The sequence below is a fragment of the Glycomyces paridis genome (genome assembly GCF_004912155.1).
Taxonomy (GTDB): Bacteria; Actinomycetota; Actinomycetes; order Mycobacteriales; family Micromonosporaceae; genus Glycomyces; species Glycomyces paridis.
Genome location: NZ_STGX01000001.1, coordinates 274,741 through 299,284, shown reverse-complemented (window position 1 = coordinate 299,284; position 24,544 = coordinate 274,741). Strand labels below are relative to the sequence as shown.

Below are 24,544 nucleotides of genomic sequence, written 5' to 3'. Positions count from 1 at the left end.
GAAACCCTTGAAGGAGACCTTCCGATGAGCACCCTCGCCTACTCCCTGTCCGACACCGGGACCATGCTGCGCCGCCAGATCAAGCACATGCAGCGCTACCCGTCCCTGACGATCATGCTCGTGGGCATGCCGGTCGTCCTGCTCCTGCTGTTCGTCTACGTCTTCGGCGGGACGCTCGGCAACGGGCTCGGCGGCGTCACCGGCGGCCGCGACGCCTACCTGTTCTACGTGACCCCCGGCATCCTCATCTCCTCGATCGCGGCGGTCGTGCAGGGCACCGCGATCGGGGTGGCGATGGACATGACCCAGGGCATCATCGACCGCTTCCGCACCATGTCGATCGCCCGCGTCTCGGTCCTGACCGGACACGTGCTCGGCGCGATGATCCAGGTGTTCATCTGCGTCGCGGCGGTGCTCGGCGTCGCGATGGCGATCGGCTACCGCCCCGAGGCGTCGGCGCTGGACTGGCTGGCCCTGGTCGGCGTGATCGCCCTGATCGGCTTCGGCCTCATCTGGCTCACCGTCGCCCTCGGCATGGCCGCCGACAGCGTCGAGACCGCCTCGAACACGCCGATGTTCCTCATCCTCCTGCCCTTCCTCGGCTCGGGCTTCGTGCCCACCGACTCGATGCCGACGGTGGTCCGCTACTTCGCCGAGTACCAGCCCTTCACCCCGTTCATCGAGGTGACCCGCAGCCTGCTCTCCGGCACGGCGGTCGAGGGCAAGGAGCTGGCCCTCACGGTCGCGTGGTCGCTGGCGCTGGCGCTGCTCGGGTACGTGATCGCGAAGAAGAAGTTCAACAAGCGCTAAAGCGCGCTGACGCGGGCGGATCGCAAGTCGCGATCCGCCCGCGTCGTCGTCTCGTCGTTCAGAGGGACCTGGGCCTGGGGATGCGGGCGCAGTCGGGGTCCTTGGCGCTCCAGTTCGGGTACGCCTCAAGGAGTTTCTCGGTCTTGTACTTGAAGTACGGCCAAGCCTCGGGACGCAGCTCGGTCGCCGAGGCGGCCCAGCGCAGGAACGGGACGTACAGCTCCCCCACGGCTGCCACGACCGGGTCGCCGGGCTCGTACTTGGCGGGCATGTACCGCTCCAGGAACACGTACGCCCGGATCGGACTCACCCTGGGGCCGTTGACGCCGTGGAACCAGCAGAGCTCCTGGATCGCCTCGAAGTGCTCGGCGCGCAGCGCGATCTTCCCCAGGATGTGGTTGACGAACCCGGAGGCGAACAGCGACAGCTCGTCGTCGGTGGGCATGCGGATCTCGTCGGGCTCGATCTGCGGCAGCAACCGCATCCGGGCCTTCCACAACTCGCGGAGCATGAGGAACCGCGGCGCGAGGCGCGAGGCGTCGCCTTCGACGCAGAAGATGTCCCAGTCCTCGAAGGAGCGCTTCGTGCCCGGGTTGAGCTCGGCGGGGTCGGCCTGGACGGGCACGAACAGGCGGTCGGCGAACTTCGCGTTCCGGTCGCGGTGGAGCTCGAGCAGGCGTTCGATGTCGTCCGTCGAGTCGCAGTCCACGACCATGTCGAAGTGGTACTCCGAATAGTCCACTGTGAACGACAGCGCATGGTCGCCGCTGGGCGCGCGGAACGAGCAGAAGTAGGTCAGCTGGTCCCCGTAGTGGTCCCCGGCCTTCCAGCATTCGCCGAGCGTGACCTCCTCGCCATACCAGGACGGCACGGGCACGCCCGTCTCGGCAAGGCGCTCAACGCCTTTGGCCGCCGCGCGGCGCCCGCCGGGGGCGTCGGCCAGCTCCGTCATCGCCGCGAGCATCGCGGCCGAGAACGCGTCGCCCTTCTGGAGGTAGTAGTGGATGAACACCATCTCCAGCTCCGGCAGTGACACGCCCTGCACCTCGGGCATCGTCGCGCGCGTCCACATGTTGCCGAGGAAGCCGGAGCAGGAGGTCTCGACGGCGAGGCGGTTCTCCGGGTCGGGCTTCTCGTCATCGGGGTATTCGTCGAGGATCTGGAACCATTCCTCGCGGTGCTCCTCAATAGTCGCCATGCCATCGCCTCGCTCCAGGACGGCCGAACGGCCGGTCCCCATAGGGAAAACCAGGGGCGCCGAGTATCGCAGTCGGGACGCACCGTAGTCAACCGCCAACCGGGGTCGATGGAGCCCTGCGAGGGGGCTCCGCCGCGGAGCCCCGCGGCCGTCCGTCCAAGATGCCCGCTACAGGTTGGAGCCGCCGGTCGCGTCGATGACCTGACCGGTGGTCCAGCGACCCGCCTCCGAGACGAGGAACAGGACCGGTCCGGCCACGTCCTCGGGGAGCCCGACCCGCCCGAGCGCGGCCCGCGAGGCCGCGACCGCGTGCGCTTCCTCGTTGCCCCGCAACCAGGACGCGTTCACATCGGTGTCGACGATGCCCGGCGCGACCGTGTTCACGGTGATCCCGCGCGGGCCGAGCTCGGCGGCGAGGGCGAGCGTGAACGCGTCGACCGCGCCCTTCGTCATCGCGTAGGCGATGCCCTCGGGGAAGGCGATGCGGGTGACGCCCGAGCCGGTGTTGACGATGCGCCCGCCGTCGGGCATGAGCGCCAGCGCCTTTCGGGTGACGAGGAACAGGGCCTTCGTGTTGACGGCGAAGACCCGGTCGTAGTCCGCCTCGCTCACCTCGGCGATGCCGCCGTAGGCGCCGATCCCGGCGTTGTTGACGAGGATGTCGAGCGGGGCCCCGCGCAGTTCCGCGGCGAGGGCGTCGATGAGGAGGTCGGCCGCGCCGGGCTCGGCGAGGTCGGCTCGGAGGGTGAAGGCGCTGCCGCCGGCTGATTCGATCGCGGCGACGGTCTCCTTGGCGGCCTGGGCGTTCGCCCCGTAGTGGACGGCGACGCAGGCGCCGGCGCGGCCCAGTTCGACGGCGACGGCCCGGCCGATGCCGCGGCTGGCGCCGGTGACGAGCGCGGTCTTGCCGGAGAGGCTGAACATGGGAACTCCTTTATTGAGTGATCGTTCAAGAATGAGGTCGGCACGAGGCTACCAGATTCTTGAACGATCGCTATACAATGGGTGCGTGACCAGAGGAAGGCCCAGGTCGTTCGACCGAGACGCGGCGCTCGAAGCGGCCCTGCGCGTGTTCTGGCGGCACGGCTACGAGCCCGCCTCGATCGCCGCGCTCACCGAGGCGATGGGCGTGCGCCCCGCCAGCCTCTACGCCGCCTTCGGCGACAAGCGCCGCCTCTTCGGCGAGGCCGTCGCCCGCTACCAGGACACCTACGGCGCCTTCCCCGGTGCGGCGCTCGCCGAGGAGCCCACCGCCCGCGCCGCGATCGCGCGGATGCTCCGCGAGATTGCCGCCAACTACACCGACCCGGCCCACCCGCCCGGGTGCCTGGTCATTTCCGGCGCCGTCAACCACGGCCCCGACGCCGCCGAGGTCGAGGACGAGCTGCGGGCGATCCGCCTCAAGTCACGCGACGCCGTCGCCGAGCGCCTCCGCGACGGCGTCGCGAACCGCGAGCTTCCCGCCGACACCGACACCGACGCCCTCGCCGACTTCATCGCCGCCGTCGTACGTGGCATGTCCCGCTCGGCACAGGACGGCGCGACGGCCGGCGACCTCCGCGCGGTCGCCGATTTGGCGATGAACGCCTGGCCACGAACGGAGTCGGAGGTCAGGTGACAGCACACCTGGTCGGAAGCGCCGCCGCGACGGGCTGCGGCGGGCTCAGATCACGCCGCCGGTGACCACCACGGTCCGCTGCGGATCGATGTCGGCGAGCCGGACCCGCCACTCGGCGACCGCATGGCCGTCCTCGGTGACCGTGGTGCGCTCCCCTACCGTTCGACCGAGGTCGCGCAGCTCCCAGCCGACCGGGAGCTGAGAGTCTAGGAAGAGCCGTTCCTGGAGATACAGGAACCCGTCGCCGGGCCGGTAGACCACCCAACCCGTGACGAAGTTCGCCGAGCGCGGGTCCTCGACGCCGGTGAACAGCACCGCGACTGATGCTCCACGGCGCAATGCCGCGAACTGCGCCCGCCAACTCGCCGCATACCGCTCGACGCTCCAATGGCCGAGCGAAGACCTGAAGTACTCGACTTCGCCGTCGGGGAACCGCAGGCACCCAGTGAAGTAGCCGTTCGCGGCGGCGTCGAGGGTGGAGGCGGTAATGGTCAACACGGACGGCTCACAGCGGCTCCTTCGCGCTCGGCCCGAAGGCTACCGCCGCGAGCGGCCGGCAGGCGCCCGGCCCTTGGTGCGGTCGATCGGGTCGGTGGTCGGTTCAGGCTCGGCTCGAAGGCTTCCGCCGGGTGCCCGGCTCCCGGCGCGGTCGAACGGGTCGGCGGTCGGTTCAGGCGTCGAAGTAGGCCCGTAGGCGCCGGGCGTAGACCTGACGCTCTTCGGGTGTGGCCCAGCCGGATCGGGCCTTGGACTCGTAGAGGCGGTCGCCCGTGTAGCGGGGGAAGACGTGGGTGTGGAGGTGCCAGACGTCCTGGTCGCCGGCGGGTTCGTTGTGCTGGCGGGTGGAGACGCCGTCGCAGCCGTAGGTCTCGCGGATCGCGATGGCGACCTCGCGCACCAGGTCGCCGAGGCCGCGGTAGGCGTCGGCGGGGATCGAGTAGAGGTTCTCGTGGTGGCCGGTGGGGACGACGAGCACATGGCCGAGGTTGTTGGGCCACCAGCGCGGCGAGATGAACGCCGCCGCGTCCTCGGTGCGCCGCACCATGTCCTCGGGGCCGGAGAGTTCGTCGGCCTTGCCCGCCAGGCGTTCGCAGAACGGGCACGTGTAGGCGGGCGGCTCGTGGCTGATGCTCATGGACTGACCGTAGCCGAATCCGGCGAGGTTCGGAGGCGAGGCGGGTTCGGAGCGGACCGGTCCGCCGAGTCGGTTGGGAAGGCGGTGCCCGCCAGTCGTCGCGAGGATCGGGGAAGGCGGCGCCGTCCGGTCGTCGCGAGGATCGGCGGCCACGGCTCCGCGCGGGGCGGTCACGGAGGCTCGCGGTCGGACCGCACGCGGTTCATCGCGGCGGCGGTCGGGCCGTGCGCGGGTCATCGCGGCAGTTGACGCATCGGTGTCGTTGCGGGCCAGGCGATGTGGTCGATCGCGAGCCAGGGCGCGTCGGCGACGGCGGTGGGCGTCAGGCCCGTGAACGCCTTGACCTCGCGGTGCAGATGCGACTGGTCGGCGTAGCCGCTTTCGGCGGCGACGCCCCCGGCGGGCCGCCCTTCCGCGAGGAGGTGCGCGGCGCGGTCGAACCGGACGAGCCGGGCCGCGTGCTTGGGGCTGATGCCGAGCTGGGTTCGGAATCGCGACCACAGGCGCTTGCGACTCCAGCCGACCTCGGCCGCAAGGCTCTCGACCCGAACGCGCCCTTGTGAATCGAGCGTGCGCCGCCAGGCGTGGGCCACCTCCCGGTCGACGGGCGGGCGCTCGTCCATCCTCCGGCCGAGCAGGTCGGTCGCGATCGCGAACCGCTTCTGCCACGACGGGGCGGCGCGCAGCCGCTCCTCGGCCTGTTCGGCCTCACGGCCCCACAGGTCGGCCAGTGGCACGAGCGTCCCGCTCAGCGCGCCCGACTCGCCGAGCACCGACGCCGCCGCGACGGGTCCGAGCCGGATCTGAAGACATGCGGCCGATCCGCGCCCGGCCGCCCTGACCTCCCCCGGCGCGAGCCCGATGGCGACGCTGCCGCGACGGCGACGCCCGGCGGCGTCGAAGACTGCGCCCTCGTCATCGCTCAAGTCGATGAGCACGGTCACGGAAGGATGGGCGACCATCGCGATGTCGACCTGCGCGGGCGCGTTGAAACCGAAGCCCGCCATGCTGATGCCCGGCAGCCGGAGCGACGGGGGCGGGACCGCGATGTTCGCCCGCGCCCAGTCGAGTGGAGCCCCGGCCGACTGCATGACTCCAGTCTAGGCCGCTCGAGACGGCGCCCGGCCCTTCAGAGTTCCGCCCCAGTGAAGGCCAGCAGAAGGTCGAGGGTCGCTTCCGGCGCTTCGAGCGCGGGCAGGTGCCCGACACCTGGCAGCATCGCGATGCGGCCCGCCACCGGCTCGTAGTCGCGCGCCGACGAAGGCTCCCAACGGGGGTCGGCGTCGCCGAAGATCACGAAGACCGGGACGTCGAGCGCCGCGAGCCGTTCGGGCATGGCCCGCTCGGCGAGGTACGCGCCGTTGCAGGCGAGCAGGGTCCGGAAGGCGCGGTACGGGATGTTCCGGACGCCCGCGATCAGTTCCTCGGGAAGCTCCACCGCCTTCGCGGCGGTCGCGTTGATGCCCTTGCGGATCATCGCGTCCGATCGGCGCGGCCACAGCAGCGGCCCGAACGGCGGGGCGAGCATGAGCTTGAGGATGGCCGGTTGCGGCAGCAGCGCATCGGGACTCGGGCCCGTGCTCATCAAGACGAGCGACCGCACGAGGTCGGCGCGGCGACCCGCCAACGCCGTGGCGACATACCCGCCGCTCGAATGCCCGACCACATCGACATCGGCGAGCCCGAGCTCATCGAGCAGCGCCGCGACCCTGTCCGCTTGCGCGGTAACCTCGTACGAGGCCGCGGGCGGCGACTGCCCGCACCCGGGAAGGTCGATCCGCACGACGCGACGGCGCTCGGCGAGCCCCGGCACCACCGGCCCCCAGAAGGCACCCGACGCACCCGAACCGTGGATGAGCAGCACCGGAGGCGCCTCGCGCGGACCGGCCTGGACCACATGCATCCCTTGCAGATGCGCAGTTTCACTCTCGATCATCTCCCGATGATGACCCTGCGCTGGAACCCCGTCTTGAACAAATGTCACAGAAGGCGAGTCACCTCGGAGATGGTCGCCGACGCGCTCGGGCCGCCCGGAGACTTTTGGGAACCTCGTAGCGCTGCATTCGACGTAGACTTTCAGAAAGTTTTTCTGTATTCTCGGCAAGTCGTGATCTATCATCCGCTTGAACTGCACTTTGATGCGGCCGACGATGGAAACAGTTTCAGTTAGATCGGGAGTTGTTCGTGGAATACCTCAGCACGCATGAAGAACTGCGCTCGGTCTACAAGGTCCCCGACCCCTCGGACGTCGCAGTGCGCAAGGAACTCGACCGGCTCGACGGCCACTGCCGGTCCTTCATCGCACGCAGCCCGTTCGTGGTCATCGGCTCCTCCGACCGCGCCGGTCGCGCCGACGTGCCTCCCAGGGGCGACAAGCCGGGCTTCGCGATCGTCCTGGACGAGCGCACCATCGCGATCCCCGACCGCCCCGGCAACAACCGGCTCGACACCCTCGAGAACCTGATCGTCAACCCCTCGATCGGGTTGCTCTTCGTCATCCCAGGCATGAACGAGACGCTCCGCATCAGCGGCGACGCCAAGGTCACCGTCGACCAGGCGCTTCGCGAACAGATGGCGGTCAACGGAAGTCCCGCACTGAGCGTCATCGTCGTCACGGTCCGGTCCGCGTACATGCACTGCGCCAAGGCCTTCATGCGCTCCGGGCTCTGGAGACACGAGTCCTGGCCCGACCGCTCCCGGATGCCCACCCTCGGCCAGATCTACAGCGACCAACTCGCCGTCGACCGCACCGGGCCCGAGGAGGACCGGCGACTCGACAAGGCCTACCGCGAAACCCTCTGGTTACTGCGCCGGGTGAAGCGGGCGGCACGAGAACGGCCCGTCCGCGCTTGGCGGACGGACCGTGACGATCCGAGGTTTGAGGCGAGGTCTTAAGGCGCAGCGCGCCGAGCGCAGGAGGCTCGTGAGGTCGGCGGGGGGAAGGTCGAAGACCGGAGAGCCGTCGCCGAGCTTCGAGTCCCTGAGGTGAAAGCCATCTGAGTCCGTGCAGAGTGAAACCTCGACGCAGCTGGAGCTGTCGGTACTTCCACTTCGAGTGCTCTTACGCCATGCTCGGCGAACCTCGATGCAGTCAGACGAGTTGGTGCTGCCGCTTCGAGTGCTCTTACGCCAGGAGGTCACGGCAGTGTTCATCGAGGAACTCCTTCAACGGTATTCCGAGTTGCCACATGGCTTGACCGGCCCCATCGTACATGGCAACCAAGGCATCTTCCTCGATGCACCAGCTGCCGTGGAGGCTCTCGGAGTACACGAAAACCGGGGGTGCCGTACGGCTGCCTCCCGGCTTGAAAATCTCGAATGGAGCATTGCGACCCCGATGGAACTTCGCGATGACTCTGATCTCGACTCCAGATCGATCCTGGTCCGCCAGCATGCGATTCACTTGTCCAATGGCGGCCTCCAAAGGCAGGTCGCGAAGGCCAAGGATCGCACTGTTGCCGATGAGGTACTGGATCGTCGGTTCATCCTTGCGGTTGCCGATGCCAACCTGCCGCCCGTGCTTGAAGGTCCACCCCTCATTCGCATCGGTGTCCGAAGTTCCCTCCGCCTTCTGCGTGTACCCGAAGTGGTAGTCACGAGTTTGAAGGGGACCAGGAATGAGGTTCGGCTCGTACTTGAAGATGAACCCCGAATGGAGCTCGGCCTTCGACAGGACCAGAGCGTGCAGGCGAGGGTCCGCCTCGATTCGCTGCGAGTCCTTCCTTTCCAAGATCATCTTCAGGTAGCGCCTAACCTTTTCGGTCAGCCTGTAGGTCAGGGCGATCTGCGCAACCTCACTCGGGCGGGGATGCCGCTCCCCCTTCTCCCAGTAGTAGATGGTTCCATCGGAGCACCCGAACGCCCGAGCAGCCTCAGGGCGAGTGAATCCGATTCCGATTCTTGAATCCCACAACAAGACTGCAACGAACCATCGCATGAGACGCGCCCGTATCACCCTTTGACCCCCATGTACTGGATGGATTGGGTCTCCATGATGGCACAACTAAGCGCGTCCAAAAACCCAACAATTTTGGGGTATAACAAATTCGGGGTCATTTTGTGATAGCCCGAATGTAAGAGCCCACATCGGAGGCCGATCGATTTAAGGCTTGTGCCTAGTTGTGACCTGGGAAAACTCCTCCTAGTGTCGACTGTGTCGGCGGTTGTGGATCATCCGTCGGCCGGTGGGGAAGCCGGGAGGCCGTGGCCTTCTGAACCGTTGCGGCGGTCTTCCGGCGCTACTCCATCGGATATCCGACAGTTTCGAAATGGAGGAGGCTCGATGGTCATGCGAAATCCGGCGGCGCCCGCCGCCGATCCCTTGGAGCGCGGGCGATTCAACGACGGACTCACCGACTTCACCGTTCGCGCTTCGAGTGCGAACGCGCCCGACTCGTTCCAGGTCGCGGTGACCGGCAATCCCGCCGACCTGGTGCTCATCGTCTCCGGCCTCGGCTCCGGCGACCTGCACGCCACGTGGGGCGAAACCTGGCGGGCCTTCGCGCCCGACTGGAAGGTCTGGGTCGAGGACGCCGCGTTCAAGGTCTTCTACAACGGCCACAGGATCGACAACCGTCCCGGCCCGATCAACCCAAGGCATTGCGATGGCTAGGACCACGTTCGCCGATGGCGAAGGGCCCTATAACCTCCGGTCGGACGGCGAACCGGGAGTCGACGGCTACTTGGGTTGCTTTCGCAGGGAGCCGGTCGTCTTCTCGCTGTACCAGACCGCGCCGGTGCCGCACCGGTACACGCCGGGCCCGGCGCAGTACCTGCTCGACTTCGACGACGGCGCGGGCGCGCACGAGTGCTGCCGCTTCACCGAGGACCCGACCGAGCCCGTCGAGTGGTACGGGGCGTGGGCGGGCGACGAGTGGAACGACTGGACGATGGTCCAGTGCCGCAAGCTCATCGAGCATCCCGAGACCGACTGAGCCGCCCTGGAGCCGGGCCGGTCGGGGCTGGGTGGAGCCCCGACCGGCCCTCCGCGCGTCCTGCACCCGATCGCGCTAGAGCCGAGTCCCGCCCCTCCTGGCGACGCCTCGTCTGACCCGGCGCGTCCACTACGCTCACGACATGCGACGCCTCTCGACCACCGGTGCGAGCGGGCACCTCCGCGGCACGCTCAATCGCCCGGCCCGCGCCGCCGATCCTCACGCCACATGCACCGCCCGCGATGCCGCAACCCTGGGGCGCGGCTCGCGCCGAGACTCGACCCGGGTGAGGTAGCCGTGGACTTCGCGTTTGAGCAAGGCCTGCATCAGGACACCTGCCCTCCGCTGCTACCGGAGATGATCGAGGCCGCCGAGCGGCACCTGGGGGTGATCCTGCCGCGGGCTTACCTTGACGTCCTTCAGATCCAGAACGGCGGCGTCCCGATGCGACGGTGCTGCTTCACCGACTTCCCGACCTCGTGGAACGAGGACCACTTCGCGATCGCGGCGATCCGAGGCATCGGCGGCGAGCGCGGCATCGACGCGCCGATCGGAGGAAGTCGGTACATGATCAGGGAGTGGGACTACCCGGACATCGGAGTGGTCGCCTTTCGCACTCCCTCAGGGGGTCACGACGCGGTCATGCTGGACTACGCCAATGCGGACCGGCCCGATGCGCCGAAAGTCGTGTACCTGGACGAGGACAGGGCGGTGAAGCCTGTCGCCGACAGTTTCGAGGCGTTCATCGACCGGCTCGTACGGTGCCCGGACTGCCTCGACGTCGCACGGTGAACGGTGATCGGCGCGTTGCTCCGCCGGCGCAGTGACCACCGCCGCAGGACGGTGACCGCTGGGGACACGCCTCGGTCCGGGCGGGCGGCGTTCAGGCGCTCGCGGGGATCACGCCGGTGGCCGCGAGGTGCTCGCGCGCCGCGGCGATGGCGGCAGGCGTGGTCGCGAACAGCTTGTGCTCCTCGCGGAACCGTTCGAGCAGTCCGACCGCGGTGAGCGTCTTGGCGTGCTCGGCCCGCAGCCCCGAGAAGTACACGGTGACGCCGCGGCTTTCCAGGCGTTCGACGGCGTCGCGCAGCACGAGCGCGCCGGTGGCGTCGATCGCGGTGACCCGCGAGAGCCGGATGATGACGACCCGCACGTCGGCGGTTTCGGTGAGGGTCAGCAGGAACCGGTGCGCCGCTGCGAAGAACAGCGGCCCGTCGATGCGGTACGCGACGATGTGCTCGGCGAGCAGGGCGTGTTCGGCGAGGTGGTGGTCGTCCTCGGTCAAGGGGACCGTGTCGATCCGGGCCGCGGCCGCGATCTTGCGCAGGGCGAGCGCCCCGGCGACGACGAGGCCGCAGACGACCGCCCAGACCAGGTCGACCGCGAGCGTCACGGCGGCTGTGAGGCCCATGATGACCGCGTCCGAGCGCGACGCCCTCACGAGGACCCGGACCGAGCCGACCTCGATCATCCGGATCGCGGTCGCCAGCAGGACCCCGGCGAGCGCGGCGAGCGGGATGTGCGCGACCAGCGGCGCGGCGGCGAGCATGATGAGCGCCAGGACGATCGCGTGGGTGAGCGCGGCCAGCCTGGAGGAGGCGCCGGAGCGGACGTTCACGGCGGTGCGGGCGATGGCGGCGGTGGCCGGGACGCCGCCGAACAGGGGTGCGGCGATGTTCGCGAGGCCCTGGCCGAAGAGCTCCCGGTCGGGGTCGTGGCGCGAGCCGACGGTCATGCCGTCCGCGACCGTGGCCGACAGCAGCGATTCGAGTGCGGCGAGCGCCGCCACCGCGACGGCGGCTCCGATAAGGCCGGGCACGGCCGCCGGGTCGAGAAAGGACAGTGAGGGCGAGGGGAGCGTGGCGGGGAGCGCGCCGATGATCGGGGCGTCGAGCCCGGCGAGGACGGCGGCGGTGGTCGCGGCGGCGACCGCCAAGAGCGAGAAGGGGATCTGCGGGCGCCAGCGAGCCCCGGCGAGCATGACCGCGGCGACGCCGGCCGCGAGCGCGACGGCGGGCCAGTCCGGGGCGGCGGCGTAGGCGCGGACCGCCCGCCAGGCGACGAGGGCGGTGTTCTCCCCTTCGGGGGTGGCGACGCCGAGCGCGGCGGGCACCTGCTGGAGGAAGATGACCGCGGCGATGCCGACGGTGAAGCCTTCGACCACGGGGGCGGGGATGAGGCGGACGTACCGTCCGGCGCGGGCGAGGGCGAGTCCTATGAGGAGTATCCCGGCCATGAGTCCGACGGTGAGGACCCCGCCGGGGCCGTACTGGGCGACGATGGGCACGAGGACGACGGTCATCGCGCCGGTCGGGCCGGACACCTGGTAGTTCGAGCCGCCGAAGATCGCGGCGACCGCGCCCGCGACGACTGCCGTGGCGAGTCCGGCGGCGGCCCCGAGGCCGGAGGCGACGCCGAAGCCGAGGGCGAGCGGCAGGGCGACGATCGCGACCGTCGCTCCGGCGAGGAGGTCGCGTCCCGGGGAACGTCGGACGGTGGCGAGGTCGGCGCGGCCGGGCAGGAGCCGGGCCGCGTGCCCCCAGGCGCGCGCCACTCTGCTTGGACCGCTTCGGGTGTCGTCGGTCGCGGTGGGGGCGTTCACGTGCGGGTCGCCGCGGTGTCGGTCTCGCGGGTGGTCTCGCGCAGTTCGTCGAGCAGTTCGGCTTGACCGGCGAGCATCTCGGTGAGGATGCGCCGGGCGGCCAGCATGAGGTCGGCGACGTCGGGACCGGCGAGGGCGTAGGTGACGGCCGTGCCCTCCCGGGTGGAGGTCACGATCCCCGCGCGGCGCAGGACCGCGAGTTGCTGGGAGAGGCTGGAGGCTTCGACACCGGTGTCCGCGAGCAGGTCGCGGACCTGTTTAGGGCCTTCGCCGAGGAGTTCGAGCACGCGGATGCGGACCGGGTGCCCGAGCATCCGGAAGAACTCGGCCTTCGCCTGGTACAGCGGCATCGCCATGGTCGACCTCACCTGCTCATCGAATCCTCTGATTGAAGACTTCTTCAATTCCTCATGTGCAAATGGGTGCATCGATTGCGGCGCCGGTCACGGTGACCGCTCGGAGGGACGCCGCGAGGACCGGACCTGCCTAAACTCCCCGTCATGGACCAGACACCGCCGCCGTGCCCGAAGTGCTCCAGCGCCTACGTCTACGAGATGGGCGCGCTCCTGGTGTGCCCCGAGTGCGCCCACGAGTGGAACCCGACCGCGCCCGCGGACGCCGACGAGACCCCGGAGCGCGTCGTCAAGGACGCGGTCGGCAACGTCCTCGCCGACGGCGACTCGGTCATCGTCGTCAAGGACCTCAGGGTGAAAGGCAGCCCGACCGGCATCAAGTCGGGCACGAAGGTGCGCGGCATCCGCCTGGTCGACGGCGTCGACGGCCACGACATCGACTGCAAGGTCCCGGGCATCGGTGCGATGCAGCTGAAGTCGAGCGTCGTCAAGAGGGCGTGACGCCCTCATTCGACTCGGCCGCTTGCGGGGGCGCCGCGGGGAGGGCGTCGCCGACGAGGACGGCCGCGATGGCGGCGGCGGTGGCGAAGGCGTCGGTGCCGAGGACCCGGCCGCGGGCCGAGGCGCCGTCCAGGAGCAGCGCCAGTTGCTCGCCGAGGTGCTCGGGGTCGGCGGCGCCGGCCTCGCGGGCGACGTCGGTGAGCCGGGCGGCGAAGGCCCGCTTGTAGTCGCGGGCGAGGACGCGCGCGGGGTGGCCCGGGTCGGGGATCTCGACGGCCGCGGCGATGAACGGGCACAGGGGCGCGTGCATGTCGAAGACTGCGAGGAGTCGCTCCCGCGGCGTGAGGTCGGTGTTCTCGAACACTTCGGGCAGGATGTCGGGATCGAATCGGCGCAGGCACTCGGCGATCAGCTCGTCCTTGCCGGCGAAGTGCTGGTAGAGGGTGCGCTTGGACACCTCGGCGACCGCGCAGAGCTGGTCCATGCCGGTGTTGGCGATGCCCTGATCGCGGAACAGCCGCCGCGACGCGCCGATGATGCGCTCGCGCGCGCCCCTGCCGCGGCGCAGGCCGCGCGGCCCCTTCTCCAACTCTGTCATACGCCCAGCGTATCCCACTCGGGTACCGACCGGTGTGCATAGCTTGCCGCACTCGGCGCGGTCTGATACGTTAAGTATCCAGACCGGTTTACATAACATCGGCGCAGTGAACGGAGCAGTCGTGGGAAAGCTCGACGGCAAGACCGCGGTGATCACAGGCGGGACCAGCGGCATGGCGCTGGCCGGCGCCAAGCTGTTCGTCGACGAAGGCGCGCACGTCTTCATCACGGGCCGACGCAAGGACACACTGGACGAAGCCGTCCAACTCATCGGCCGCAACGTGACCGGGGTGCAGGCCGACTCGGCCGACCTCGGCGACCTGGACCGGCTGTTCGAGACGGTGCGGCGCGACAAAGGCTCGATCGACGTGCTGTGGGCGAGCGCCGGAACCGGCGAGCAGGGCCGGCTCGGCGAGATCACCGAAGACCAGTTCGAGGCCGCCTTCTCCCTGAACGCGCGCGGCACGCTCTTCACCGTCCAGAAGGCGCTGCCGCTGCTCAACGACGGCGGCTCGATCATCATGACCGGGTCGAACGCGTCGCTCCGCGGCTACCCCGGATGGGGCGTGTACGCGGCGAGCAAGGCCGTGCTCCCCGCCTACGCGCGGGTGTGGGTGTCGGAGCTGCGGGACCGCAGAATCCGGGCGAACGTCCTGACCCCCGGCCAGGTCGCCAGCCCGACCATGGAACAGGTCATGGACGAGCAGACCAAGGCGCAGTTCGAATCCGTCATCCCCCGGCGAGCGATGGGCCGACCCGAGGAGATCGCCTCGGTCGCGCTGTTCCTCGCCTCGGACGACTCCAGCTACGTCAACGGCATGGAACTCGTCGCCGACGGCGGCACCACCGTCATCTGAACCCCTCGGCGAGAACGAGCGTCCGAATCCCGGTTCGACACACGCACAGACACGACGCCACCCAACAGTCCACACACGACAGGGACACCGACTCATGACCACCATCAGCATCATCGGCTCGGGCAACATGGCCGCCGCCATCGGCACCCGGGCGGCGAAACACGGCCACACCGTCGAACTCATGAACCGCGACACCGCCAAGGCGCAGGCGCTCGCCGACCGGATCGGCAACGGCGCCACCGTGGGCGCCTTCGGCGCGAGGCCCAAGGGCGACATCGTCATCCTCGCCGTCCTGTACACCGGCGCGGTCGAGGCGGTCGCGCACTACGGCGAAGCGCTGGCGGGCAAGATCATCGTGGACATCACCAACCCGTTCAACCCCGACGCGAGCGGTCTCGTGACCGCACCGGGCGACTCGGCCTCCCAGCAGATCGCCGCCGCCGCCCCGGCGAGCGCAAAGGTCGTCAAGGCCTTCAACACGATCTTCGGCGGCGTCATCGCCGAGGACAAGCCGCTCGACGCGTTCTTCGCGGGCGGCGACGCCGAAGCGAAGGCCCGTGTCGCGGCGTTCTTGGAGAGCTTGGACATGCGGGCCCTCGACGCGGGCGGGCTCGACACGACCCACGCACTTGAATGGGCCGGCATCCTCCTGGTGGGCCTGGCCCGCAACGGCGCCGGCTTCGACCTCGCCTTCGGGGCCCAAGCCCCTTGAGGGTGCGCTTCGCAAGCGCCGATCCCCGGGGGACGCGGAGCGGAGGGGCCGGGCATCCATCATGGATGCCCGGCCCCGCTGTCGTTCCGGCGGCTAGTTCCAGTTGTCGATACGCACGTCGTTCGGGGCGGGCTCGCCCTTGCCGTCCTCCAGGAGGTGCTTGAGGCTGAGCAGGAAGCTCGCCCACTTGGTCGAGCAGTGGTGCATGAACTCGACCGGCTCGCGCCAGCCCTGGTGCTTGAAGAGCACGACCGTCCAGTCGTCCTCCTGCCGCAGGTCCCAGTGGATCTCGGTGCCGATCCACTCGGCTTCGCCGCCGACGACCTCCCAGCGGACGCGCCGTCCCGGATCGAGCTCGGCGACCTTCATGTCGAAGCCGCCCGCCGGGAAGCGGAAGGCGATCACGCCCTCGGGCGCGGTGTCGCCGGTGGTGTCCTCGGTCCACCAGCCCCGAAGTCCCTCCAGAGTGGTCAGTGCCTCGAAGACCTTCGCGGGCGGCGTGTTCGCGACCGCGATGCGGTGCAGGATGTCGACCATCGGTCTGTTCCTCTCAGTCTGTCGGCGGTCGTCCGCCGGGGTTTCGCTGTGGGTGCAACGGGATTGCTGTTGCGGTGCGGCCTAGCGGCCCTACTTCGGGTCGTCGTCGGCCGTGTTGTCGTCGGGACGCTCGGGGCCGCGGTCGATCGCCTCCTTCTCGCGCTGGATGGTCTCGGCGAGGCGCTTGATGCGCTGGAGCCTTGCGTCCCAGACCGATCCGACCGCGGTGAGCTGGGCGACCGCGCGGGACAGCTGCGCCTGGTCGACGCGGTAGCGGCGTTCGCGACCGGCGGTGCTCGCGTGGACGAGGCCGACGCGGTCGAGCACGGCGAGGTGCTTGGCGACGGCCTGGCGGGTGACCGGCAGGTGCTCGCTGAGGCCGGTGGCGGTGCCGCCGCCAGCGTCCAGGAGCAGGTCGATCATGCGGCGGCGGGTCGGGTCGCCGATGGCCGACCAGAGGTCGTCGTCCACCGCGGTGCTCATCGGGCCGCGACCTTCTCGGCGTAGGGGGCCAGGCGCGGCAGGAAGAAGTTCCAGCCGGACTCGTGGTCCCGGTAGGCGGCGAGCGCCGTCGCCTCGTCCCAGCCGCGCTCGCGGAAGCCGGACTCGGTCATGCGCAGGAGGGTGCCCGCGCCGTCGGGTTCGAGCTCGAAGACGACGAGGAAGGAGGTGTTCGGGCCGGCCTCCTCGCCTTCGAGGTGGGTCCAGCGGAATGAGAAGTGGCGCGGCGGCGCGGCGTCGACCACGGTGAACTGCTGCCAGTCGATGCTGCCGTCCTCCTCGCGGAAGCCGATGCGGCCGGCCTCGCCGGGGACCGGCGAGAGCTCCGCTTCGTCGGGCCACCATTCGCGCAGGTGAACTGGGCTGCTGACGACGTCGAAGACGACTTCCGGGGAGGCGTCGATGCGGATCTGCCGCTCGTACGTCCCGTACTCGGTGCTCGGTTCCATGACTTCCACCTTTCGCAACCTTTGGTTGCTTACGACGATAGTGCTTCGCCCGAGGACGCGCAACCGTTTGTTGCATTTCTTTTTCGCGGGGCGCGGCGGCGGGGTGCGACCGAAGGCGCAGACGGACTCGCACTTTGGTCGAGGGTCCTTGGGGCGCAGTTCATCCGGCGACACGAGGCGCGGCGGCTCGGGCCCGGCGAGACTGGCGGCATCCCCGAACGAACGGAGCCGACATGACCACCGCCAGCCGACGGACCCTGCTCACCGCGGGCGCACTCGGTACGCTCACCGCCGGAGCCGCCGCGATCGATACGCGGGCGGCCTTCGCCGAGGAGGACGCCGTGACCAACTTGCGATTCGACCGGGGCGGCTGCGAGCCCGACCTCGACGTGGACTGGCACGCGGGCTGGCCCTCGCCGAAGCACGACCCCGAGCCGGAAATCCAGTCGCACGCCGTGGACGAGCACACGATCGTCATGCGCCAGAACATGTCCGTGAACTTCGAGGCGCCGTTCATGTTCCTGCTGTTCGGGAACGACTCGGCGCTGCTCGTCGACACCGGTGCGACCCCCGAGCCCGAGTACTTCCCGCTGCGGGCCGTGGTCGACGCCCACGTCGCCGACTGGCTGGAGCGCCACCCGCGCCGCAAGTACCGGCTCGTCGTGGCGCACACGCACGGGCACGGCGACCACAAGGCCGCCGACGCGCAGTTCGCCGACCGTCCTCGAACGACGGTGGTGGGGCCGGGACTCGAAGGGGTGCAGGCGTACTACGGGTTCGAGGACTGGCCGAACAACACCGCCGCGCTCGACCTGGGCGGGCGCGTCGTGGACGTGATCCCCGGGCCGGGACACCACACGTCGGGCACCGTCTTCTACGACCGGTGGACGCGGCTGCTGCTGACCGGCGACACCTTCTATCCCGGGCGGCTGTACGTGCAGGACTGGGACGCCTTCACCGCCACTGTGGACCGACTCGTGGACTGGTGCGAGGCGCATCCGGTCTCGCACCTGCTCGGCTGCCACGTCGAGATGTCGGTGCAGCCGGGCCTGGACTACCCGCGCGGGTGGACGTACCAGCCCGACGAGGCCGCGCTGCCGATGACCGTCGCGCAGCTCGGCGCGCTCCAGGAGGCGCTGCGGGAGATCGGCGGGGCGCCCGGCATCCACAAGTACGACGACTTCCACGTCTGGTACCAGGTCGAATAGGCCCGGCGGGGCGGACGGGGCGAGTGGTTCGGGGGTTTTCGTCGGACCCCTCGCCTACCATCGCGAGATGAGTGTTCACTTCAAGATCTGCATCGACGCCGAAGACCCGCACCGCCTGGCGGCCTTCTGGGCCGAGGCGATGGACTACGCCGTCGAGGACCACTCGCCGCTCATCGAGATGCTGCTGGGGCAGGGGCTGATCGGCGAGGACCTGGTGGTCGAGATCGACGGGCACAAGGCGTGGAAGACCGCCGCGGCCGTGCGCGACCCGGACGCGCCCGTCAACGCGCAGAACGGGGTCGGGCAGGGGATGCGGCTGCTGTTCCAGACCGTCCCGGAGAAGAAGTCGGTGAAGAACCGCGTGCACCTCGACCTGCACTACGGGCCCGACGACTACCAGGCGCAGGCCGACCGGCTCGTGGGGCTCGGCGCGACGCGCCTGGGCGACTACGACGAGGACGGCGCCAAGTGGGTCCTCATGGCCGACCCCGAGGGCAACGAGTTCTGCGCGCACGGCTGAGGCGCGGGCGGTCCCGCCGGACGGCTCGCCCGTCCGGCGGTCGCCGCGGTCAGACGTGGTCGCGCCACGAGTGGCGCGGGTCGAAGCCGAGGAGCCTGCGGGCCTTGTCGATCGACAGGAGCGTCTCGTGGCCCTCCACGGGGCGGCGCAGTTCCAGGTCCGGGTAGTGCGCCTGGACCAGTTCCGGTGTGGGCGTGGACATCACCGTGTCCGGGGAGGCGATCACGAAGACCTCCTTGCCGGTGCCCTCGCGTTCCAGCCCGAGGCGGATCGCCAGCGCGCCGTCACGTGCGTCTATATAGGACCAGAGGTTCCAGTCGCGGAGGGTGTGATCGGCCTCGAAGGCGGGGAAGGCGGCGTAGTCCTCGACGTACATGACGTTGGAGAAGCGCAGGCCGGTGGCCTTGAGGGCGGGGTTCCAGCGGCAGAGCTGGTCGACCATGGTCTCTTCGAGGGTCTTGACGAGCGAGTAGGTGGACTCGGGGCGGGGGGCGTACTCCTCGTCGACCGGGAGGTAGGGCGGCGGGGTGTCGAAGGGGAGGCCGAGGACGGTTTCGCTTGAGGCCCAGACGATGTTGTCGATGCCGGCGGTCTTCGCGGCGGTGAAGACGTTGTAGGTGCCGAGCATGTTGTTGCGGAAGATCGCGGCGTTGGGCTGGAGGCCGGGCGCGGGGATGGCGGCGAGGTGGACGACGGCGTCGAGGCGGTCGTAGCGGTCGTCGACGCCGGTGAGCGCCGAGACGACCTGGCCGTAGTCGGCGAGGTCGAGGCGGAGGTGGGGCGCGAGGTCGTCGGGCGAGGGGTGCTGGTCGAGGTTGACGACGTCCCAGCCGTGCTCCACGAGGTCCCGTACGCAGGCGCGGCCGAGTTTGCCGCTGCCTCCGGTCACCGCTACTCGGGCCATGCCTGTCTCCCCCTTCGATGGCGGCCCCGCGGCCGCCGGTCGGCGGCCTCCGGGCCGGTTGCGCGGCCCTGCGGCCGGTACGTCGGCCTCCGGGCCGGTACGGCCCGAAGCCTAGAACCTGGAGTGCACTCCAGGGCAAGCGGCCTGGTGGCGGCGCGGAGGAGGGCGTATGGAGGGGGTAAAGGTAGTCGGCCATCCCTAGCCCCCACCCACCCAGAGGGGACTGTGCCGCAACCCTGCCGCGCGGGTCCGACAATAACCGCCCTCCGCGCCGCCCATGTCACCCGACCGAGCGACCAAAGCCGAGTGACCGTGACCGAGTAGCCGAAGCCGGGTGGCCGGGACCGAGCGACCGGAACCGAGTGACCGGAACCGAGTAGCCGAAGCCGGGCGTCCGGGCTGGCGGCACGTCCGGTCCTCGGCCCGTGGCAGGATCGCGGCCATGACCTCCACCACTGCCGTGCTGCGCGTCGGCGCCACCGAGATCATCGCACTCGACGACGGCGAAGGCCCGTTCTTCTCATCTCGCGCCAAGGCGTTCCCGCAGGCCACCGAGGCGCAATGGGCCGAAGCGGACCGCTTCGACCCGGGCGCCGTCGACGCCGATGGCCGCTGGATGCTGCGGTTCAGGGCGTTCGCCCTGCGCAACGAGCGGGGCGTCACGCTCGTGGACGCCGGGATCGGTCCCGCCGACGGCCCCGCCGCCTCCTGGGCGCCCGTGCCCGGCCGCCTGCCGCAGTCGCTCGCCGCCGCAGGGATCGACCCGGCCGAGGTCGACTCGGTCGTCCTCACCCACCTCCACACCGACCACGTCGGCTGGGCGGTGGTCTCCGACGCGGGATCGGGACACCGCCCATTCTTCCCGAACGCCGAATACCTGTTGCAGCGCAACGAGTTCGACGCGGTCGACTCGTTGAACCCGGCGCTGCGCGAGACACTCCTGGAGCCGCTCCAGGCCGCGGACCGGCTGCGGCTCCTCGACGGCGACGCGCCGCTGCGCGGCGGCGCGCGGGCCGTGGCGACCCCCGGGCACACGCCGGGGCACCAGAGCGTCCTGGTCGCCGACGGCCGCGAGCTGGCCCTGGTGACCGGTGACCTGCTCGTGCACGCCCTGCAACTGCTCCACCCGGACCTGCCGTACTCCCACGAGATCGACCCGGAGGCCGCGCGCCGCTCGCGAGAGCGGGCGCTCGGCGTGGAGGCTGCGACGACGCTCCACCTGGCGACGCCGCACCTGACGGAGCCGTTCATCTCGGTCTGAGCGGGCGGCGTGCGGGTTGTGGGTGTCGGGGGCTCTCGGTTAGGTTCGGGGCGTGGAGATCGCCGATGAACCTCAAGCCCTGCTGGACCGCGTCAAGGCGCTCGGCTCCTCCGGTCGGCGGGTGATCATCGGGATCGCCGGGTGCCCCGGCGCCGGGAAGTCGACCGCCGCCGCGTGGCTCGCGCGGTCGCTCGACCCCACCGGGCGCCTAGCTGTGCAGGTGCCCATGGACGGCTTCCACCTCGCCAACGCCGAACTGGTGCGCCTGGGACGGCGCGAGCGCAAGGGCGCGATCGACACGTTCGACGGCGCCGGGTACCGCGACCTGCTCGAACGCATCGCGCTGGCCCGCCCCGAGACCGTCTACGCCCCCGAGTTCGACCGGCGGGTCGGCGAGCCCGTGGCCGGGTCCATCGCCGTCGGCCCCGAGGCCGAGGTGGTCGTGACCGAGGGGAACTACCTCCTCGACGCCGAGGGCCCCTGGCCAGGCGTGCGCGCCGCGCTCACCGAGGTCTGGTACTGCCGGACCCCCGAGACGCTGCGCCTCGAACGCCTCATCGCCCGCCACGAACGCTTCGGCAAGTCCCCCGAGCGGGCGCGCGCCTGGGTCATGGACGTCGACGAGCGCAACGCCGAACGCATCCGCGCCGCCCAGGACCGCGCCGACCTGGTCATCGACTTCCCCGCGCTCGGCATCGGCGCCCCCGAGGCCTGATCGGCAAGCCGCCGACGCGCTCAGACTCGGTCGGCGGCGCCCGAGGGCGGATCCCCGCACGGCCCTATCGTTCCCAGGTGGTCGGCGTCGCCGGCGGCGAGGGTTGCGGCGCGAACCCCGCGCAGCCGCCCGCGTAATCCGATCGCAGTCGCCGACAAAGTACGGAGCGACGTTGCCGCCCGCGGCGAGCATTGCGGCGCGAACCCCACGCAGCCGTGGCGCGCCCGCGTAGTCGGGTCGCAGGCTCTCCCTCGGAGAGGGCCGGCCCCGCGCGGCGCCCTCGGCGGACCTGCGTGTCCGGGCGGCCGATACCTCCTCGACAAGCCCGGGACCAGGCCCGGGGGTCGTTCCGGTGCTTCCGATCCGGCCTCCGGGGGCCTCGATCCGGGTTACGGTGAGCCCGACATGGCCCTGCCGACCGCGGCGCCAAGGGCCGCAGCCCACCGCACGGAGGCGTCCATGAAAGCGTTGCAGTACCGCGAGATCGGCGTGGCCCCAGTGGTCGTCGACATCCCCACGCCCGAGCCGAAGCCCGGCGAAGTCCTGCTGAAGGTCACCGCCGCCGGGGTCTGCCACTCCGACATCGCCGTCATGTCCTGGCCCGCCGAGGGCTTCCCCTACGAGCTGCCGCTCACCCTCGGCCACGAGGGCGCGGGCACCGTGGCGGCGCTCGGCGACGGGGTCACCGGCCTCGACATCGGCGAGTCGGTCGCCGTGTACGGCCCGTGGGGCTGCGGGCGCTGCATCAAATGCGCGGCGGGCGAGGAGAACTACTGCCAGCGCGCCCGCGAGCTCGACATCAACCCGCCCGGCCTGGGCGCGCCCGGCGCGATCGCCGAGTACATGATCGTCGACGACGCGCGCCACCTCGTGCCGCTCGGCGACCTCGACCCGATCCAGACCGTCCCGCTCACCGACGCCGGGCTCACCCCCTACCACGCGATCAAGCGGGCCCTGCCGAAGCTGACGCCCGGCTCCTCGGCCGTCGTCATCGGCACCGGCGGCCTCGGCCACGTCGCGGTGCAGCTGCTGCGGGCGCTCACCTCCGCGCGGGTGATCGCGCTGGACGTCAGCGAGGACAAGCTCGAACTGGCGCGCAAGGTCGGCGCGCACGAGGCGTTCCTTTCCGACGCGGAGGCGGCCGGGAAGGTCAAGGACCTCACCGGCGGCATCGGCGCGCAGGCGGTCTTCGACTTCGTGGGCGTCGCGCCGACGGTGGCGACGGCGGGTGCCTGCGCCTCGGTGGAGGCGGACGTGACGATCGTCGGCATCGGCGGCGGCACCCTGCCGGTGGGCTTCGGCGCGCTGCCGTTCGAGGTGTCGGTGAAGGCGCCCTACTGGGGTTCGCGCGACGAGCTCATCGAGGTGTTCGAGCTCGCGCGCGGCGGCGCGATCGACGTGCACGTGGAGCGGTTCTCGCTCGACGACGCGCCCGAGGCGTACGAGCGGCTCCACGCCGGGACGATCAACGGCCGGGCGGTCATCGTCCCGAACGGCTAACAGCTTCCTCAGTGGCGCGGCCCGGTCGGGTTCCCGACCGGGCCGTTCCATGTCGCGGCTTCGATGCTGGAGCAGGGTCAGCAGGCGAGGGTGACCGGGCCGATGAGGCCCGAGGGGCGGCGGGCGCCTTCGTAGTAGTTGGCGGCGCTGTTGCTCACGAGGAGCTCGATGCGGTTGGCGCCCGGTCGCAGGAGGCCGCGGAGCGTCAACGTGTACGGGCGCCAGAGCAGATCGCCGGCTTCGGTGCCGTTCACGATCACCTTCGCGGCTTCGCCCACGTCGCCGAGATCGAGCACGGCGTCCGTGATCCCTTCGGGGAGTTCGATGTCGGTGGTGTACCGGTAGGTGCCGGAGAAGCGGCGCAGGTCTTCGCGCGCGGCCCAGTCGCCCGGGCCGATCGGGACCGGGTCGGCGGCGGTGAGCGATCGGATCGGTTCGCCGGTCCAGTCCTCAAGGGTGAACGTCGCTCCGAGCGCCAGGTGCGCCGGCGGGTCGGGGAGTCCGGCCGGTCCTGTGAGGACCTTCGTCTGGCGGCGCTCCAGGTCGAGCGCGATCTGGGCGCCGACGTGTTCGGCCGCGGTGCGGGCGCCGGTGAACGGGTCGAGCCATTGGACGCCGTCGGGTGCGGCGGGGAGGGTCAGGCGGGTCGCGATCGGGTCCTCGCCTTCGTTGAAGCAGGCGTGGACGATCCCGCCGGGTCCGTCGAAGCGGACGACGCGCAGGCCGGGCGCGGCCGGGGCGGCGTCGACCGCGAGGCCCGCCGTTCGCAAGTGGCCCTTGAGGTCGGGAAGGCTCCAGGTGTCACCGAGGACGAGGCCGCCGGAGGCCGCGAAGTCCTTCAGGACCGCGTCGGCCTCCGGGTCAAGTGAGAGGGCGGCGGGGCGCAGGTCGATGACGGCGGCGAAGCGCTGGTCGCCGAAAGTGAGGGTTCCGGCGTCGATCGCGGCGTCGGTGAGGCGGGCGGGGTCGAGGTAGAAGAAGTCGACCTGGTGCTGGAGGAGTTCGCGGGCGGGGGCGTCGGGGACGTGCTCGGGGTCGGCGAGGACCGCCGTGGCCGCGCGGTGGGTGCCCGACTCGTACAGCGCCGCGACACGGGCGGTGTAGGCGACGAGCGCGGGGAAGTGCGGCCACCAGGAGTTGTGGGGGCCGAGGTCGGGTTCGCTCTCGTAGGCCCGGCCGCCGCGCACCGAGTGGTAGAACGCGTGCATGACCAGTGTGGACACGCCGCGGCTGAGATACCAGTCGAGCAGCCATTTCGACTCGTCCAGGGTGAGGCGCCAGCCGTAGGCGCCGAGCACCTCGGCGACCGCGGGCGCGCCTTTGAGCCGCGCGGCGCTCGCGGCGGTCTTCGGGGCGGTGCTCTCGGGCCCGGTCAGGCTCGTCTCGCCCGGGAGGACCCACCGCCACACCGTGTCCTGGCCGGGCCAGTGCAGACCCGCGGCCGTGGCGAGGTCGTCGGGCTCGGCAGGATGGCCGGTGAGGGCGATGCCGTGGGCCTCGCACCAGCGGGCCTGGGCGCCGTGGTAGACCGCGATGAGGCGTTCGCGCACCGCGTCGCCGTAGGCGCGGGCGAAGGCGCCCTCACCGTCCCAAAGGGACGGCAGGAGCCGCAGCACCTCTGAGACGTCCAGG

At 70.5% G+C, this 24,544-nt stretch carries 29 protein-coding genes and 1 pseudogene; 14 read left to right on the top strand and 16 right to left on the bottom strand.

The window, feature by feature from the left end; all coding sequences use genetic code 11:
- Positions 1 to 24: 24 nt before the first annotated feature.
- On the top strand, positions 25 to 810 hold the full coding sequence (locus E9998_RS01290) for an ABC transporter permease (protein WP_136527891.1): 786 nt from the start codon (positions 25 to 27) through the stop codon (positions 808 to 810).
- 58 nt (positions 811 to 868) lie between these two features.
- Here E9998_RS01290 and E9998_RS01285 read toward each other — a convergent pair whose 3' ends face one another.
- Both E9998_RS01285 and E9998_RS01280 read right to left on the bottom strand, forming a co-directional pair.
- A complete protein-coding gene (locus E9998_RS01285) occupies positions 869 to 2,008 on the bottom strand; it encodes a hypothetical protein (RefSeq protein WP_136527890.1) in 1,140 nt (379 codons plus the stop codon).
- Between the two features lie 168 nt (positions 2,009 to 2,176).
- Positions 2,177 to 2,932 carry an SDR family NAD(P)-dependent oxidoreductase gene (locus E9998_RS01280; RefSeq protein ID WP_136527889.1) on the bottom strand — a complete coding sequence of 252 codons (756 nt, stop codon included), beginning with the start codon at positions 2,930 to 2,932 and terminating at the stop codon, positions 2,177 to 2,179.
- Positions 2,933 to 3,017: 85 nt separating this feature from the next.
- Here E9998_RS01280 and E9998_RS01275 point away from each other — a divergent pair, with 85 nt between their 5' ends.
- Positions 3,018 to 3,626, top strand: a complete 609-nt coding sequence (locus tag E9998_RS01275) for a TetR/AcrR family transcriptional regulator (RefSeq protein WP_240037452.1) — start codon at positions 3,018 to 3,020, stop codon at positions 3,624 to 3,626.
- A 45-nt stretch (positions 3,627 to 3,671) separates the two neighbouring features.
- On the opposite strand, the gene E9998_RS01270 is transcribed toward E9998_RS01275, so the two are convergent.
- From E9998_RS01270 to E9998_RS01255, 4 genes are all read right to left on the bottom strand, one after another.
- On the bottom strand, positions 3,672 to 4,124 hold the full coding sequence (locus E9998_RS01270; RefSeq protein ID WP_136527887.1) for a hypothetical protein: 453 nt from the start codon (positions 4,122 to 4,124) through the stop codon (positions 3,672 to 3,674).
- Between the two features lie 172 nt (positions 4,125 to 4,296).
- Positions 4,297 to 4,761, bottom strand: a complete 465-nt coding sequence (locus tag E9998_RS01265) for an HIT family protein (protein WP_136527886.1) — start codon at positions 4,759 to 4,761, stop codon at positions 4,297 to 4,299.
- Positions 4,762 to 4,994: 233 nt separating this feature from the next.
- Positions 4,995 to 5,852 (bottom strand): helix-turn-helix domain-containing protein, encoded by an 858-nt coding sequence (locus tag E9998_RS01260; RefSeq protein WP_136527885.1) that lies wholly within the window; start codon positions 5,850 to 5,852, stop codon positions 4,995 to 4,997.
- Between the two features lie 38 nt (positions 5,853 to 5,890).
- Positions 5,891 to 6,697, bottom strand: coding sequence for an alpha/beta fold hydrolase (locus tag E9998_RS01255; protein WP_420842399.1), 807 nt, complete (start codon positions 6,695 to 6,697; stop codon positions 5,891 to 5,893).
- A 248-nt stretch (positions 6,698 to 6,945) separates the two neighbouring features.
- On the opposite strand from E9998_RS01255, the gene E9998_RS01250 reads away from it, so the two are divergent.
- A complete protein-coding gene (locus tag E9998_RS01250; protein WP_136527884.1) occupies positions 6,946 to 7,656 on the top strand; it encodes a pyridoxamine 5'-phosphate oxidase family protein in 711 nt (236 codons plus the stop codon).
- Here the strand turns inward: E9998_RS01250 and E9998_RS01245 are convergent.
- Positions 7,564 to 7,914, bottom strand: coding sequence for a DUF397 domain-containing protein (locus tag E9998_RS01245; RefSeq protein WP_136527883.1), 351 nt, complete (start codon positions 7,912 to 7,914; stop codon positions 7,564 to 7,566). The two genes, E9998_RS01250 and E9998_RS01245, sit on opposite strands and share 93 nt — an antisense overlap.
- On the bottom strand, positions 7,886 to 8,698 hold the full coding sequence (locus E9998_RS01240; RefSeq protein ID WP_136527882.1) for a Scr1 family TA system antitoxin-like transcriptional regulator: 813 nt from the start codon (positions 8,696 to 8,698) through the stop codon (positions 7,886 to 7,888). Before E9998_RS01240 ends, E9998_RS01245 begins: the two co-directional genes overlap by 29 nt.
- A 351-nt stretch (positions 8,699 to 9,049) precedes the next feature.
- On the opposite strand from E9998_RS01240, the gene E9998_RS01235 reads away from it, so the two are divergent.
- The 3 genes from E9998_RS01235 (at position 9,050) to E9998_RS01225 (ending at position 10,487) form a co-directional block, all read left to right on the top strand.
- Positions 9,050 to 9,373 carry a hypothetical protein gene (locus tag E9998_RS01235; protein ID WP_136527881.1) on the top strand — a complete coding sequence of 108 codons (324 nt, stop codon included), beginning with the start codon at positions 9,050 to 9,052 and terminating at the stop codon, positions 9,371 to 9,373.
- The gene (locus E9998_RS01230) at positions 9,366 to 9,695 is read left to right on the top strand and encodes a hypothetical protein (RefSeq protein ID WP_136527880.1); all 330 of its coding nucleotides are present in this window, start codon (positions 9,366 to 9,368) and stop codon (positions 9,693 to 9,695) included. Before E9998_RS01235 ends, E9998_RS01230 begins: the two co-directional genes overlap by 8 nt.
- A gap of 228 nt (positions 9,696 to 9,923) precedes the next feature.
- Positions 9,924 to 10,487: an SMI1/KNR4 family protein gene (locus E9998_RS01225; RefSeq protein ID WP_136527879.1), complete on the top strand. Its 564-nt coding sequence runs from the start codon at positions 9,924 to 9,926 to the stop codon at positions 10,485 to 10,487.
- 91 nt (positions 10,488 to 10,578) lie between these two features.
- Here the strand turns inward: E9998_RS01225 and E9998_RS01220 are convergent, their stop codons facing one another.
- Both E9998_RS01220 and E9998_RS01215 read right to left on the bottom strand, forming a co-directional pair.
- Positions 10,579 to 12,249, bottom strand: a complete 1,671-nt coding sequence (locus tag E9998_RS01220; protein ID WP_136527878.1) for a SulP family inorganic anion transporter — start codon at positions 12,247 to 12,249, stop codon at positions 10,579 to 10,581.
- 44 nt (positions 12,250 to 12,293) lie between these two features.
- Positions 12,294 to 12,653, bottom strand: coding sequence for an ArsR/SmtB family transcription factor (locus E9998_RS01215; protein WP_136527877.1), 360 nt, complete (start codon positions 12,651 to 12,653; stop codon positions 12,294 to 12,296).
- Between the two features lie 144 nt (positions 12,654 to 12,797).
- On the opposite strand from E9998_RS01215, the gene E9998_RS01210 reads away from it, so the two are divergent.
- Positions 12,798 to 13,151, top strand: coding sequence for a zinc ribbon domain-containing protein YjdM (locus E9998_RS01210; protein ID WP_136527876.1), 354 nt, complete (start codon positions 12,798 to 12,800; stop codon positions 13,149 to 13,151).
- On the opposite strand, the gene E9998_RS01205 is transcribed toward E9998_RS01210, so the two are convergent.
- Complete coding sequence (locus E9998_RS01205; protein ID WP_136527875.1) at positions 13,138 to 13,749, bottom strand: TetR/AcrR family transcriptional regulator; 612 nt, start codon at positions 13,747 to 13,749, stop codon at positions 13,138 to 13,140. The two genes, E9998_RS01210 and E9998_RS01205, sit on opposite strands and share 14 nt — an antisense overlap.
- 121 nt (positions 13,750 to 13,870) lie before the next feature.
- Between E9998_RS01205 and E9998_RS01200 the strand changes: the two genes are divergently transcribed.
- Both E9998_RS01200 and E9998_RS01195 read left to right on the top strand, forming a co-directional pair.
- On the top strand, positions 13,871 to 14,605 hold the full coding sequence (locus tag E9998_RS01200; protein ID WP_136528053.1) for an SDR family NAD(P)-dependent oxidoreductase: 735 nt from the start codon (positions 13,871 to 13,873) through the stop codon (positions 14,603 to 14,605).
- Positions 14,606 to 14,699: 94 nt separating this feature from the next.
- Entirely contained in the window at positions 14,700 to 15,317 is a 618-nt protein-coding gene (locus E9998_RS01195) for an NADPH-dependent F420 reductase (RefSeq protein WP_136527874.1), read from the top strand.
- 93 nt (positions 15,318 to 15,410) lie between these two features.
- On the opposite strand, the gene E9998_RS01190 is transcribed toward E9998_RS01195, so the two are convergent.
- From E9998_RS01190 to E9998_RS01180, 3 genes are all read right to left on the bottom strand, one after another.
- Positions 15,411 to 15,854 carry an SRPBCC family protein gene (locus tag E9998_RS01190; protein WP_136527873.1) on the bottom strand — a complete coding sequence of 148 codons (444 nt, stop codon included), beginning with the start codon at positions 15,852 to 15,854 and terminating at the stop codon, positions 15,411 to 15,413.
- Between the two features lie 90 nt (positions 15,855 to 15,944).
- Positions 15,945 to 16,337: an ArsR/SmtB family transcription factor gene (locus E9998_RS01185; protein WP_136527872.1), complete on the bottom strand. Its 393-nt coding sequence runs from the start codon at positions 16,335 to 16,337 to the stop codon at positions 15,945 to 15,947.
- Positions 16,334 to 16,804 (bottom strand): SRPBCC domain-containing protein, encoded by a 471-nt coding sequence (locus tag E9998_RS01180; RefSeq protein WP_136527871.1) that lies wholly within the window; start codon positions 16,802 to 16,804, stop codon positions 16,334 to 16,336. The genes E9998_RS01185 and E9998_RS01180 overlap by 4 nt, the downstream gene beginning before the upstream one ends.
- Positions 16,805 to 17,037: 233 nt before the next feature.
- Between E9998_RS01180 and E9998_RS01175 the strand changes: the two genes are divergently transcribed.
- Complete coding sequence (locus E9998_RS01175) at positions 17,038 to 18,012, top strand: MBL fold metallo-hydrolase (RefSeq protein WP_136527870.1); 975 nt, start codon at positions 17,038 to 17,040, stop codon at positions 18,010 to 18,012.
- A gap of 67 nt (positions 18,013 to 18,079) precedes the next feature.
- Positions 18,080 to 18,532: a VOC family protein gene (locus E9998_RS01170; protein WP_136527869.1), complete on the top strand. Its 453-nt coding sequence runs from the start codon at positions 18,080 to 18,082 to the stop codon at positions 18,530 to 18,532.
- A gap of 49 nt (positions 18,533 to 18,581) precedes the next feature.
- Here E9998_RS01170 and E9998_RS01165 read toward each other — a convergent pair whose 3' ends face one another.
- The gene (locus tag E9998_RS01165; RefSeq protein ID WP_136527868.1) at positions 18,582 to 19,436 is read right to left on the bottom strand and encodes an NAD-dependent epimerase/dehydratase family protein; all 855 of its coding nucleotides are present in this window, start codon (positions 19,434 to 19,436) and stop codon (positions 18,582 to 18,584) included.
- Positions 19,437 to 19,878: 442 nt separating this feature from the next.
- On the opposite strand from E9998_RS01165, the gene E9998_RS01160 reads away from it, so the two are divergent.
- The 3 genes from E9998_RS01160 to E9998_RS01150 all read left to right on the top strand — a co-directional run bounded on the left by E9998_RS01160 (position 19,879) and on the right by E9998_RS01150 (position 22,912).
- Positions 19,879 to 20,697, top strand: coding sequence for an MBL fold metallo-hydrolase (locus E9998_RS01160; RefSeq protein ID WP_136527867.1), 819 nt, complete (start codon positions 19,879 to 19,881; stop codon positions 20,695 to 20,697).
- Positions 20,698 to 20,749: 52 nt separating this feature from the next.
- Complete coding sequence (locus E9998_RS01155; protein WP_136527866.1) at positions 20,750 to 21,412, top strand: nucleoside/nucleotide kinase family protein; 663 nt, start codon at positions 20,750 to 20,752, stop codon at positions 21,410 to 21,412.
- 459 nt (positions 21,413 to 21,871) lie between these two features.
- The gene (locus E9998_RS01150) at positions 21,872 to 22,912 is read left to right on the top strand and encodes an NAD(P)-dependent alcohol dehydrogenase (protein WP_136527865.1); all 1,041 of its coding nucleotides are present in this window, start codon (positions 21,872 to 21,874) and stop codon (positions 22,910 to 22,912) included.
- 77 nt (positions 22,913 to 22,989) lie between these two features.
- Here the strand turns inward: E9998_RS01150 and E9998_RS01145 are convergent.
- Positions 22,990 to 24,544, bottom strand: a pseudogene (locus E9998_RS01145) (hypothetical protein); the annotation flags it as partial.

Excerpts from the sequence above, each read along its gene's own strand:
- E9998_RS01170 (WP_136527869.1), top strand. The coding sequence starts at position 18,080 with ATGAGTGTTCACTTCAAGATCTGCATCGACGCCGAAGACCCGCACCGC.
- E9998_RS01235 (WP_136527881.1), top strand. The coding sequence starts at position 9,050 with ATGCGAAATCCGGCGGCGCCCGCCGCCGATCCCTTGGAGCGCGGGCGA.
- E9998_RS01255 (WP_420842399.1), bottom strand. The coding sequence starts at position 6,697 with ATGATCGAGAGTGAAACTGCGCATCTGCAAGGGATGCATGTGGTCCAG.
- E9998_RS01165 (WP_136527868.1), bottom strand. The coding sequence starts at position 19,436 with ATGGCCCGAGTAGCGGTGACCGGAGGCAGCGGCAAACTCGGCCGCGCC.
- E9998_RS01160 (WP_136527867.1), top strand. The coding sequence starts at position 19,879 with ATGACCTCCACCACTGCCGTGCTGCGCGTCGGCGCCACCGAGATCATC.
- E9998_RS01245 (WP_136527883.1), bottom strand. The coding sequence starts at position 7,914 with ATGAACACTGCCGTGACCTCCTGGCGTAAGAGCACTCGAAGCGGCAGC.
- E9998_RS01225 (WP_136527879.1), top strand. The coding sequence starts at position 9,924 with ATGCACCGCCCGCGATGCCGCAACCCTGGGGCGCGGCTCGCGCCGAGA.
- E9998_RS01210 (WP_136527876.1), top strand. The coding sequence starts at position 12,798 with ATGGACCAGACACCGCCGCCGTGCCCGAAGTGCTCCAGCGCCTACGTC.
- E9998_RS01185 (WP_136527872.1), bottom strand. The coding sequence starts at position 16,337 with ATGAGCACCGCGGTGGACGACGACCTCTGGTCGGCCATCGGCGACCCG.
- E9998_RS01230 (WP_136527880.1), top strand. The coding sequence starts at position 9,366 with ATGGCTAGGACCACGTTCGCCGATGGCGAAGGGCCCTATAACCTCCGG.
- E9998_RS01175 (WP_136527870.1), top strand. The coding sequence starts at position 17,038 with ATGACCACCGCCAGCCGACGGACCCTGCTCACCGCGGGCGCACTCGGT.
- E9998_RS01150 (WP_136527865.1), top strand. The coding sequence starts at position 21,872 with ATGAAAGCGTTGCAGTACCGCGAGATCGGCGTGGCCCCAGTGGTCGTC.
- E9998_RS01190 (WP_136527873.1), bottom strand. The coding sequence starts at position 15,854 with ATGGTCGACATCCTGCACCGCATCGCGGTCGCGAACACGCCGCCCGCG.
- E9998_RS01290 (WP_136527891.1), top strand. The coding sequence starts at position 25 with ATGAGCACCCTCGCCTACTCCCTGTCCGACACCGGGACCATGCTGCGC.
- E9998_RS01260 (WP_136527885.1), bottom strand. The coding sequence starts at position 5,852 with ATGCAGTCGGCCGGGGCTCCACTCGACTGGGCGCGGGCGAACATCGCG.
- E9998_RS01240 (WP_136527882.1), bottom strand. The coding sequence starts at position 8,698 with ATGCGATGGTTCGTTGCAGTCTTGTTGTGGGATTCAAGAATCGGAATC.
- E9998_RS01215 (WP_136527877.1), bottom strand. The coding sequence starts at position 12,653 with ATGGCGATGCCGCTGTACCAGGCGAAGGCCGAGTTCTTCCGGATGCTC.
- E9998_RS01180 (WP_136527871.1), bottom strand. The coding sequence starts at position 16,804 with ATGGAACCGAGCACCGAGTACGGGACGTACGAGCGGCAGATCCGCATC.
- E9998_RS01205 (WP_136527875.1), bottom strand. The coding sequence starts at position 13,749 with ATGACAGAGTTGGAGAAGGGGCCGCGCGGCCTGCGCCGCGGCAGGGGC.
- E9998_RS01280 (WP_136527889.1), bottom strand. The coding sequence starts at position 2,932 with ATGTTCAGCCTCTCCGGCAAGACCGCGCTCGTCACCGGCGCCAGCCGC.
- E9998_RS01195 (WP_136527874.1), top strand. The coding sequence starts at position 14,700 with ATGACCACCATCAGCATCATCGGCTCGGGCAACATGGCCGCCGCCATC.
- E9998_RS01265 (WP_136527886.1), bottom strand. The coding sequence starts at position 4,761 with ATGAGCATCAGCCACGAGCCGCCCGCCTACACGTGCCCGTTCTGCGAA.
- E9998_RS01285 (WP_136527890.1), bottom strand. The coding sequence starts at position 2,008 with ATGGCGACTATTGAGGAGCACCGCGAGGAATGGTTCCAGATCCTCGAC.